General features: G+C 66.0%; 12 protein-coding genes. 7 read left to right on the top strand and 5 right to left on the bottom strand.

The window, feature by feature from the left end:
* From rpsK to ACE3T8_RS14700, 6 genes are all read left to right on the top strand, one after another.
* A partial coding sequence (rpsK, locus tag ACE3T8_RS14675) for a 30S ribosomal protein S11 (protein ID WP_374610177.1) occupies positions 1 to 237 on the top strand: 237 nt, incomplete at its 5' end.
* Positions 238 to 256: 19 nt separating this feature from the next.
* The gene (gene rpsD, locus ACE3T8_RS14680) at positions 257 to 889 is read left to right on the top strand and encodes a 30S ribosomal protein S4 (RefSeq protein ID WP_374610180.1); all 633 of its coding nucleotides are present in this window, start codon (positions 257 to 259) and stop codon (positions 887 to 889) included.
* Between the two features lie 52 nt (positions 890 to 941).
* Positions 942 to 1940 carry a DNA-directed RNA polymerase subunit alpha gene (locus ACE3T8_RS14685; protein ID WP_374610183.1) on the top strand — a complete coding sequence of 333 codons (999 nt, stop codon included), beginning with the start codon at positions 942 to 944 and terminating at the stop codon, positions 1938 to 1940.
* A gap of 291 nt (positions 1941 to 2231) precedes the next feature.
* A complete protein-coding gene (rplQ, locus tag ACE3T8_RS14690) occupies positions 2232 to 2606 on the top strand; it encodes a 50S ribosomal protein L17 (RefSeq protein ID WP_374610185.1) in 375 nt (124 codons plus the stop codon).
* Between the two features lie 103 nt (positions 2607 to 2709).
* Positions 2710 to 3228, top strand: coding sequence for a disulfide bond formation protein B (locus tag ACE3T8_RS14695; RefSeq protein ID WP_374610187.1), 519 nt, complete (start codon positions 2710 to 2712; stop codon positions 3226 to 3228).
* A 63-nt stretch (positions 3229 to 3291) separates the two neighbouring features.
* Positions 3292 to 4680, top strand: a complete 1389-nt coding sequence (locus ACE3T8_RS14700) for a class II 3-deoxy-7-phosphoheptulonate synthase (protein WP_374610189.1) — start codon at positions 3292 to 3294, stop codon at positions 4678 to 4680.
* Positions 4681 to 4693: 13 nt separating this feature from the next.
* Here the strand turns inward: ACE3T8_RS14700 and ACE3T8_RS14705 are convergent, their stop codons facing one another.
* Genes ACE3T8_RS14705 through typA form a run of 4 tightly spaced genes read right to left on the bottom strand, consistent with a single transcriptional unit; the run spans position 4694 to position 9244 of the window.
* The gene (locus tag ACE3T8_RS14705; RefSeq protein WP_374610190.1) at positions 4694 to 6310 is read right to left on the bottom strand and encodes an amidase; all 1617 of its coding nucleotides are present in this window, start codon (positions 6308 to 6310) and stop codon (positions 4694 to 4696) included.
* A 57-nt stretch (positions 6311 to 6367) separates the two neighbouring features.
* On the bottom strand, positions 6368 to 6835 hold the full coding sequence (locus ACE3T8_RS14710) for a DUF2127 domain-containing protein (RefSeq protein ID WP_374610192.1): 468 nt from the start codon (positions 6833 to 6835) through the stop codon (positions 6368 to 6370).
* Positions 6832 to 7380 carry a 2'-5' RNA ligase family protein gene (locus tag ACE3T8_RS14715; RefSeq protein WP_374610194.1) on the bottom strand — a complete coding sequence of 183 codons (549 nt, stop codon included), beginning with the start codon at positions 7378 to 7380 and terminating at the stop codon, positions 6832 to 6834. The genes ACE3T8_RS14710 and ACE3T8_RS14715 overlap by 4 nt, the downstream gene beginning before the upstream one ends.
* Positions 7381 to 7399: 19 nt before the next feature.
* Positions 7400 to 9244, bottom strand: coding sequence for a translational GTPase TypA (gene typA, locus ACE3T8_RS14720; RefSeq protein ID WP_374610195.1), 1845 nt, complete (start codon positions 9242 to 9244; stop codon positions 7400 to 7402).
* A gap of 112 nt (positions 9245 to 9356) precedes the next feature.
* Here typA and ACE3T8_RS14725 point away from each other — a divergent pair, with 112 nt between their 5' ends.
* On the top strand, positions 9357 to 9851 hold the full coding sequence (locus tag ACE3T8_RS14725; protein WP_374610197.1) for a peptidylprolyl isomerase: 495 nt from the start codon (positions 9357 to 9359) through the stop codon (positions 9849 to 9851).
* Between the two features lie 57 nt (positions 9852 to 9908).
* Here the strand turns inward: ACE3T8_RS14725 and ACE3T8_RS14730 are convergent.
* The coding region (locus ACE3T8_RS14730; protein ID WP_374609356.1) for a transposase at positions 9909 to 10028 on the bottom strand (120 nt) is incomplete at its 5' end.

The following is a 10028-nucleotide window of genomic DNA, read 5'->3' on the forward strand; positions in this document are numbered from 1 at the left end:
TTCCGCGGTTCGCGCAAGTCGACCCCGTTCGCCGCGCAGGTCGCCGCCGAGAAGGCCGGCAAGGCCGCGCTCGATTACGGCGTGAAGTCGCTGGAAGTGCGCATCAAGGGCCCGGGCCCGGGGCGCGAGTCGGCCGTGCGTTCGTTGAACAACGTGGGCTACAAGATCATCAACATCATCGACGTGACGCCAATCCCGCACAACGGGTGCCGTCCGCCGAAGAAGCGTCGCGTCTGACGCCGGGGAGCATTAGAAAATGGCTCGTTATATCGGTCCCACCTGTAAGCTCGCCCGTCGCGAAGGCGCCGACCTCGGCCTGAAGTCGCCGGCCCGCGCGCTCGATTCCAAGTGCAAGCTGGAGCAGAAGCCCGGCCAGCACGGCGCCACCATGACCCGCAAGGGCAAGCTGTCCGACTACGCCACCCAGCTGCGCGAGAAGCAGAAGGTCAAGCGCATCTACGGCCTGCTGGAACGCCAGTTCCGCAACTACTACAAGAAGGCCGCGACCAAGAAGGGCAACACCGGCGAGAACCTCCTGCAGCTGCTGGAGACCCGCCTGGACAACGTCGTCTACCGCATGGGCTTCGCCATCACCCGCCCGGCCGCGCGCCAGCTGGTGTCGCACCGCGGCATCACCGTGAACGGCAAGCCGGTCAACCTCCCGTCGTATGCGGTCAAGGCCGGCGACGCGATCGCCCTGTCCGAGAAGGCCGCGCGCCAGCTCCGGGTCAAGGAATCGCTGACCGTCGCCCAGCAGATGGACCTGTCGCCGTCGTGGGTCGAGGTCGATGCCAACAAGTTCGCCGGCGTGTTCAAGGCCGTGCCTGCGCGTGGCGACCTGCCCAGCGACATCAACGAAGCGCTGATCGTCGAGCTGTACTCGAAGTAAGCCATTGCCACCGGCCTGCGCCACGCGCGCAGGCCAGCAGGAGACACCACGAATGACGGTTACCGCCACCCAAGTGCTGCGTCCGCGCGGCCCGCAGATCGAGCGCATCACCGACAACCGCGCCAAGGTCGTGATCGAGCCGCTGGAACGCGGTTACGGCCACACCCTCGGCAACGCGCTGCGTCGTGTGCTGCTGTCCTCGATCCCGGGTTTCGCCATCACCGAAGTCGAGATCGACGGCGTGCTGCACGAGTACACCACGGTCGAAGGCCTGCAGGAAGACGTGCTCGAAGTCCTGCTGAACCTGAAGGATGTCGCCATCCGCATGCACAGCGGAGACTCCGACACCCTGGAGCTGAAGAAGCAGGGGCCGGGCCTGGTCACCGCCGGCGACATCAAGACTAGCCACAACGTCGAGGTGCTGAACCCCGGCCACGTGATCGCCAACCTGACCAAGGACGTGGCGCTGAACATGCGCCTCACCATCAGCCGCGGCTTCGGCTACCAGCCGGCCGCCGCCCGCCGCCGCCCGGACGAGGAAACCCGCGCGATCGGCAAGCTGATGCTGGACGCGTCGTTCTCGCCGGTCCGCCGCGTCGCCTACGCGGTGGAAGCCGCGCGCGTCGAACAGCGCACCGACCTCGACAAGCTGGTGCTGGACATCGAGACCAACGGCACCATCGACGCCGAGGAGGCCGTGCGCACCGCCGCCGACATCCTCAGCGACCAGCTGTCGGTGTTCGGTGACTTCACCCACCGCGACCGCGGTGCCCCGAAGCAGGCCGCCAGCGGCGTGGATCCGGTGCTGCTGCGCCCGATCGACGACTTGGAACTCACCGTGCGTTCGGCGAACTGCCTGAAGGCCGAGAGCATCTACTACATCGGCGACCTGATCCAGAAGACCGAAGTCGAGCTGCTCAAGACCCCGAACCTGGGCAAGAAGTCGCTCACCGAGATCAAGGAAGTGCTGGCCCAGCGTGGCCTGTCGCTTGGCATGAAGCTCGAGAACTGGCCGCCGGCCGGCGTCGCCTCGCACGGGATGATGGGGTAAGAGCGCGCGCTTTGGCGATGCCATCCGGCATCGCCAGCGCGCTCGAACGCCCGAAGGCTACGCCTGAGGGCCGGGGCAGCAAACGCGGCGAGAGCCGCGGCTCCCGCTCAAGAGATTCGGCAGCACCGCACCACGCACTACCCAGCCGACGAACAAGACGTTCGCGGCATGCCCGGCAAGGGACGCCGGCACGGACCACCCGCAGTCCACCCGCCCGGAACAACGAGCACACGCCAGGATGGCGACAGCGAAATCCAGCGCCCCAACATTCTTTCGTAAGGAACCTTTCCCATGCGTCACCAGAAATCCGGCCGCAAGTTCAACCGCACCAGCGCCCACCGCGGCGCGATGTTCTCGAACATGGCGGCCTCGCTGTTCAAGAACGAACTGATCCGCACCACCCTGCCGAAGGCCAAGGAACTGCGCCGCGTCGCCGAGCCGCTGATCACCCTGGCCAAGACCGATGGCGTGGCCAACCGCCGCCTGGCGTTCTCGCGCCTGCGCGACAAGGAAGCCGTGGGCACGCTGTTCACCGTGCTGGGCCCGCGCTACGCGCAGCGTCCGGGTGGTTACCTGCGCATCCTCAAGTGCGGCTTCCGCGCCGGCGACAACGCGCCGATGGCGTACGTCGAACTGGTGGATCGCCCGCAGGCTGCTGCCGAGTAATCGGAAGCGTCAACGGCTGCATCGAAAGACCCCGGGACTTCCGGGGTTTTTCGTTTTCGGGCGTCTGGACGATAATCGGCGGACCCCCACGCAAGGCAGGCGCATGAATCCGTTCCGCTGGTCGTTCCGCAGTCAGTTCCTGCTCGGATTCGCCATCTGCGCCGCGCTGCTCGGCTACGCGCTCTATGTGCAGTTCCAGCTCGGCATCGACCCGTGCCCGTTCTGCATCTTCCAGCGCATCGCCTTCGCCACGCTCGGCGTCGTGTTCCTGATCGGTGGCCTGCATGCGCCGCGGGCGCCGGGTGGACGCAAGGTTTGGTCGTTGCTCGCATTGGTTGCTGCCACCGTCGGCGCCGGGTACTCAGGACGTCATTCCTGGGTGCAGTTGAACCCGCCGGCCATGCCCAGCTGCGGCCCGGGTTGGAACTTCATCGTCGAGCAGAACTCCTGGTTGGGCGCGGCACGCAAAGTGCTGCTGGCCACCGGCGATTGCAGCGCGATCGATTGGAAGTTCCTCGGATTGAGCATGCCGATGTGGTGCTTCGTGTTCTTCGTGGCGCTGGGACTGGGCGCGTTGTATGCCGGTTTCAAACGTCGACATCACCATAGGTTCCACCGGTAACGGTTGCAGCACCACGGCATGCGGCGGATGATGCAGCGCATCATCCCTGCATCGGTCTGCGTCATGTCGTCCGTCACACCGCTTCCCGTCACGCCCGCCTCCCACGCCACACCATGGGCGCCGGACAGCTGGCGCGCGAAGCCGGCCTTGCAATTGCCGCAGTACCCGGATGCCGCGGCGCTCGCGGCCGCGCAGGACGAGTTGCGTGCGTTGCCGCCGCTGGTGACGTCGTGGGAAATCCTGACGCTCAAGCAGCAACTGGCCGAGGCCCAGGAAGGCAAGCGCTTCCTGCTGCAGGGCGGCGATTGCGCCGAGACCTTCGCCGAGTGCAATTCCGAGGTCATCTCCAACCGCCTGAAGGTGCTGTTGCAGATGAGCCTGGTGCTGGTGCACGGCTTGAAGCTGCCGGTGGTGCGCGTGGGTCGCTTCGCCGGCCAGTACGCCAAGCCGCGTTCGGCCGACCTGGAAACCAAGGGCGACATCACCCTGCCGAGCTACCGCGGCGACATGGTCAATGGCCCGGAGTTCACAAGCGAAGCGCGCATCCCCGATCCGCGCCGGATGATCAAGGCGCATGCGCGTTCGGCGATGACGATGAACTTCGTGCGTTCGCTGATCGATGGCGGCTTCGCCGACCTGCACCACCCGGAATACTGGGGCCTGGGCTGGGTCAGCCAGTCGCCGCATGCCACCGAGTACCAGAAGATGGTCGCCAGCATCGGCGATGCCGTGCGCTTCATGGAGACCTTGGCCGGCGGGCAGATGCACAACCTCAACCGGGTCGATTTCTACACCTCGCACGAAGCGCTGTTGCTGCCGTACGAGGAAGCGCAGACGCGCCAGGTGCCGCGCCAGCCGGGCTGGTTCAACCTGAGCACGCACTTCCCCTGGATCGGCATGCGCACCGCCGCGCTGGACGGCGCGCACACCGAATACTTCCGCGGCATCCGCAACCCGATCGCGGTCAAGGTCGGGCCCTCGGTGACGCCGGACCAGTTGCTGCGCCTGATCGACGTGCTGAATCCCGAGAACGAACCGGGGCGCCTCGGCCTGATCCATCGCATGGGCGCCGAACACATCGCGACCAAGCTGCCGACCTTGCTCGATGCGGTGAAGCGCGAAGGCCGGCGGGTGCTGTGGATCTGCGATGCCATGCATGGCAACACCGAATCGACCAGCAACGGCTACAAGACGCGCCGTTTCGCCAACATCCGCAGCGAGATCGAGCAGGCATTCGACCTGCACGCAGCCGCGGGCACGAAGCTCGGTGGCGTGCACCTGGAGCTGACCGGCGAGAACGTGACCGAATGCCTGGGCGGTGCGCGCGATCTCACCGAGATCGACCTGCAGCGCGCCTACCGCACTACGGTGGATCCGCGCCTGAACTACGAGCAGGCGCTGGAGATCGCGATGCTGATCGTGCGCAAGCGCGGACCGATCGCGAACGCCTGACTGGCCGGGCGGGTCACTCCGCCTTGCCGACCTCGATACTGGCCGGGAAGCGCGGCGGCTTGCGCGCCTTGCTGGCCTGTTCGTAGGCATAGGCCAGCTCGATCAACCGCCCTTCGCTCCATGCCGTGCCCATGAACGCGATGCCGACCGGCAGGCCGTGCACGTCGCCCATCGGCACGGTGATGCTGGGGTAGCGCGCGACCGCGGCCGCGCCGTAACCGGCGCCGGTGAAATGGTCGGCGTTGACCGGATCGGTGGGCCATGCCGGTGACATCGCCGGTGCGACCAGTGCATCGAGGTGTTGCGCCTTCAGGGCCGCATCGATGCCCTGCGGGCCGGCGAGCTTGCGTGCCTTGTCGCGCGCGGCGATGTAGGCGGCGTCGGTAAGCGGACCCTTCACATTGGCCTGCTCGAAGATCTCCTGCGCGAAGAAGGGCATCGAGGTCGCCGCATTGGCCTTGTTGAATGCGATCAGGGCATCCAGCGACGGATACGGTGCGCCGCCGCTCGCCAGGTAGCGATTGAGGCCATCCTTGAATTCGTACAGCAGGACCTCGAATTCGTCCTTGCCCCATTGCCCCAGGGTCGGGATCTCCGCATCGACCACGGTCGCGCCGGCGGCTTTCATCGCGGCGATGGCGCGCTCGAACGCGGCATCGGTATCCGGCTGGTAGCCCATCAACTTGCGGACCACGCCGATGCGGGCGCCTTTCAGTGCATCCGCCTTCAAGTGCGTGGTGTAGTCGATCGCGGCATCAGCTGCGCGTTCCTTCGTCGCGGCATCGGCTTCGTCGGCAGCGGCGATTGCGTTGAGCAGGGCGGCGGCATCGGCCACGCTGCGGGTCATCGGCCCGGCGGTGTCCTGAGATGCGGAGATCGGAATGATGCCGCTGCGGCTGACCAGCCCGACGGTCGGCTTGAGCCCGACCAATCCGGCAACGGCCGACGGGCAAAGGATGCTGCCGTCGGTCTCGGTGCCGATGCCGACCGTGGCCAGATTGGCGGCGATGGCGCTGCCGGTGCCGGCGCTGGAACCGCAGGGATTGCGGTCGAGCGCGTACGGATTCCTGGTCTGCCCGCCGCGCCCGCTCCAGCCGGACGTCGACCGCGTGGAGCGGAAATTGGCCCATTCGCTGAGGTTGGTCTTGCCCAGGATCACCGCGCCAGCCTCGCGCAGTTTCGCGACAATGAAGGCGTCGGTCTTCGGTTTGTGCGAGGCCAGCGCGAGCGAGCCCGCGGAATTCACCATCGGCACGGCATCGATGTTGTCCTTCAGCAGCACCGGAATTCCGTGCAGTGGCCCGCGCAACTTGCCGGCCTTGCGTTCGGCATCGAGTGCGTCGGCATCCTTCAGCGCATCGGGATTGGTCTCGATGACAGCGTTGAGGGTGGGGCCTGCATCGTCGATGGCGGCGATGCGGTCCAGGTAGGCTTGCGTCAGCGATTTGCTGGTCAGCGAGCCATCGCCCATCTGCTTCTGCAGCGAGGCGATGTCGGCTTCCTCGAACGCGAACGCAGCGGGTGCCTGCGCAACGGCAGGCGTTTTCGCATCGACGGCAGCAGGCGAGTGCGATGCGGGCTGGCAGGCAACGAGCAGCGAGAGCGAGGTCGCGAGGGCGAGGCGGCGCATCGGCATGGTTCCGGACGAGGATGCGCAAGCATCGCCGCTGCCGACCCGGGGTTCAACTCAACGGCGACGCTTGCGCAGATCGCGTGCGAGCACCCACACCACCAGCAGGTTGATCGCCACCACCACGGCTTCCAGCCAGTGCCGATGGGTCGCCAGCGCATAGACGTCGAACGGCAGGTACAGCGCCGCGGACACGCAGCCCAGCCACGAGGCCCACGCCTTCGCTCGCCACAGGCCCCAGCCCTCGATCAGGTGGACGATGCCGTACAACGCCGCGACCGCCGCGGCCAGGTGCACGGCATCGGGATTGATCGCGTGGGCCAGCCACGCCATCGCGCCATGGTGCGGATCCAGTTGGAAGCGCGCGATCAAGGCATCGACCCAGCGTTGCAGCGGGGCGGGACCGAGCAGTTCCAGGCCGCTGGCGGCGAGCAGAGCCAGCGACCCTTTCACCGCCTCGACCACGGCAATGACATGCAGGCCTGGGTGCGCATGCGGGTCGGGGTTGTAGTCCTGCTGGGTCATGCGTCCGTTGCGGTGCTGGCCAGCGGCCACGATGCAAGCGAGATGTAGGCGCCGGGAACAGTGCGCAAGAGATGCACGCGGTCGATTTGCAGCGGACTCGCGAGAAACCCGGTGTCGGGCAGGGCGGGCTGCTGTGCGCCGCGCGGCAGGTAGGCGAGGGTGAGATGCGCGGTCTGCGCACGTTCCTTCGCCAAGCCGCAGTCCTGCATCGTCGCTTCGAGCTGCTTCAGCAGAGTCTTGAGCGCATCCGACGCCTCGATCTTCGCGACCAGCACCTTCGCGTGCGGCCAGTACTGCGCGCCGACGATGGTTGCATCGGATGCATGCGTCGATGCTGCGAGATCGATCATCGCAGCATCGATGCGCGTGCGTTGCGCGTCGTCGATGGATTCGCCGAGATAGCGCAGGGTCATGTGCCACTGCGCCGGGCTGCGCCAGTCGTGGCGCGGCGCATCCGCCGGCAGTGCCACGCAGATGCGGTGTTGCAGGTCAGCCAACGCGGCCTGCGTGGCCGCGCCTGGCATCCAGCCGAGGAACACACTCATCGCGTGTTCCCCGTCGTGCTTACGCCGAGCGCGAAGCGCGCTTGCGGTCGCTTTCGGTCAGGAACTTCTTGCGCAGGCGGATTTCCTTCGGGGTGACTTCCACCAGCTCGTCGTCCTCGATGAAGTCCAGTGCCTGCTCCAGCGTGTACTTGATCGCCGGGCTCAGCTGGATCGCATCGTCCTTGCCGGAGGCGCGCATGTTGGTCAGCGGCTTCGGCTTGATGGCATTGACGGTGAGGTCGTTGTCCTTGGAGTGAATGCCGACCAGTTGGCCTTCGTACACGTTGTCGCCTTCGGCGGCGAACAGCTTGCCGCGTTCCTGCAGCGGCCCGAGCGAGTAGGCCGGGGTGGTGCCGGCGGCGTTGGCGATCATCACGCCGTTCTGGCGTTTTGCGATCGCACCGGTTTCCTTCGGGCCGTAATGGTCGAACACATGGAACAGCAGGCCCGAACCCTGGGTCAGGGTGCGGAACTCGTTCTGGAAACCGATCAGGCCGCGCGCCGGGATCATGTAGTCCAGGCGCACACGGCCCTTGCCGTCGGATTCCATGTTCTTCAGTGCGCCCTTGCGGGTGCCCAGCTTCTCCATCACGCCGCCCTGGTGCACTTCCTCGATGTCGACCACCAGCTGCTCGACCGGCTCCATCTGCTGGCCGTCGATGTTCTTGATGATCACTTCCGGGCGCGACACGGCGAGTTCGAAGCCTTCGCGGCGCATGTTCTCGATCAGCACCGACAGGTGCAGCTCGCCGCGGCCGGAGACCAGGAACTTGTCCGGGTCGGAACCTTCCTCGACCTTCAGCGCCACGTTGTGCAGGGTTTCGCGCTCCAGGCGCTCGCGCAGCTGGCGGCTGGTCAGGAACTTGCCACCGCTCATGTCCTTGTTGCCGGCGAACGGCGAATTGTTCACCTGGAAGGTCATGCTGATGGTCGGCTCGTCCACGGTCAGCGCGGGCAGCGCCTCCGGCGCGTCGAGTGCGCACACGGTGTCGGAGATCGAGAGGTCGGCGACGCCGGAGATGGCAACGATGTCGCCCGCACCGGCTTCTTCGGTTTCGATGCGCTCCAGGCCCATGAAGCCGAGCACCTGCAGGACCTTGCCCTGGCGCTTCTTGCCTTCGCGGTCGACCACGCTGACCGGCATGTTGCGACGCACCTTGCCGCGCTGGATGCGGCCGATGCCGATCAGGCCGACGAAGTTGCTGTAATCCAGCTGGCTGATGCGCATCTGGAACGGACCGTCGAGGTCGACCTGCGGCGGCGCGACGTGCTGCATGATCGCTTCGTACAGCGGGGTCATGTCGCCTTCGCGGGCGCTGTCGTCCAGGCTCGCGTAGCCGTGCAGGGCAGAGGCGTAGACGATCGGGAAGTCGAGCTGCTCGTTGGTCGCGCCGAGCTTGTCGAACAGGTCGAACACCTGGTCGATCACCCAGTCCGGGCGGGCACCCGGACGATCGATCTTGTTGACCACCACGATCGGCTTGAAGCCCATCGCGAACGCCTTCTGGGTGACGAAGCGCGTCTGCGGCATCGGGCCGTCCATCGCGTCGACCAGGATCAGCACCGAATCGACCATCGACAACACGCGCTCGACCTCGCCACCGAAGTCGGCGTGGCCCGGGGTGTCGACGATGTTGATGCGGTTGCCCTGCCAGGTGATGGCAGTGTTCTTGGCCAGGATCGTGATGCCACGTTCCTTTTCCTGGTCGTTGCTGTCCATCGCGCGCTCGGCCAGCACCGTGCGTTCGTTGAGCGTGCCGGACTGCTTGAGCAGGCAGTCGACCAGGGTGGTCTTGCCATGGTCGACGTGGGCGACGATGGCGATGTTGCGGAGGCGTTCGACGGAGGAATTGGATTCGGACATGGGGAATGCGCGCCGCTTGCGGTTCAGGCCGGGCACGAAGGTCAGGAAGGGAAGCCGGGTATTATAGCCGGCCCAAGCGCCCAGCGCCGAACCCAGACCGAAAGGATCCCCAATGTCCCTGATCGCCACCTTCGACACCGACCGCGGCCCCATCCGGGTCGAGCTGTTCGCCGACAAGGCCCCGCTGACCGTCGCCAACTTCGTCAACCTGGCCAAGCGCGGGTTCTACGACAACCTGAATTTCCACCGCGTGATCCCGGACTTCATGATCCAGGGCGGCTGCCCCGAGGGTTCTGGCCGCGGCGGCCCCGGCTACCGCTTCGAGGACGAGACCAACAATGGCGTGAAGCACGATCGCGGCGTGCTGTCGATGGCCAATGCCGGCCCGAACACCAATGGCAGCCAGTTCTTCATCACCCATATCAAGACCGACTGGCTGGACGGCAAGCACACTGTGTTCGGCAAGGTGCTGCAGGGCCTGGACGTGGTCGATGCGGTCAAGCAGGGCGACAAGATCAAGTCGGTGAAGATCGAAGGCGACACCGATGCCGTGCTGGCCGCGAAGGCCGACAAGGTTGCGGAGTGGAACAAGATCCTCGCCGCCTGACCGGTTGGCGAAACGGGTGAGAAAAAAGGCGGCTTCGGCCGCCTTTTTTGTGGTTCATCACGGATTACCGGGGAAGGCGGCTTTGATCTTCAGGAAGAAGTACTCGCTGTCGCGGTAGCCGTAGGCCATGCGCTTGATCACCTTGATCTTGTTGTTGATGCCTTCCAGTTGCCCGGT

This window comes from Thermomonas sp. (assembly GCF_041919455.1).
GTDB lineage: Bacteria > Pseudomonadota > Gammaproteobacteria > Xanthomonadales > Xanthomonadaceae > Thermomonas.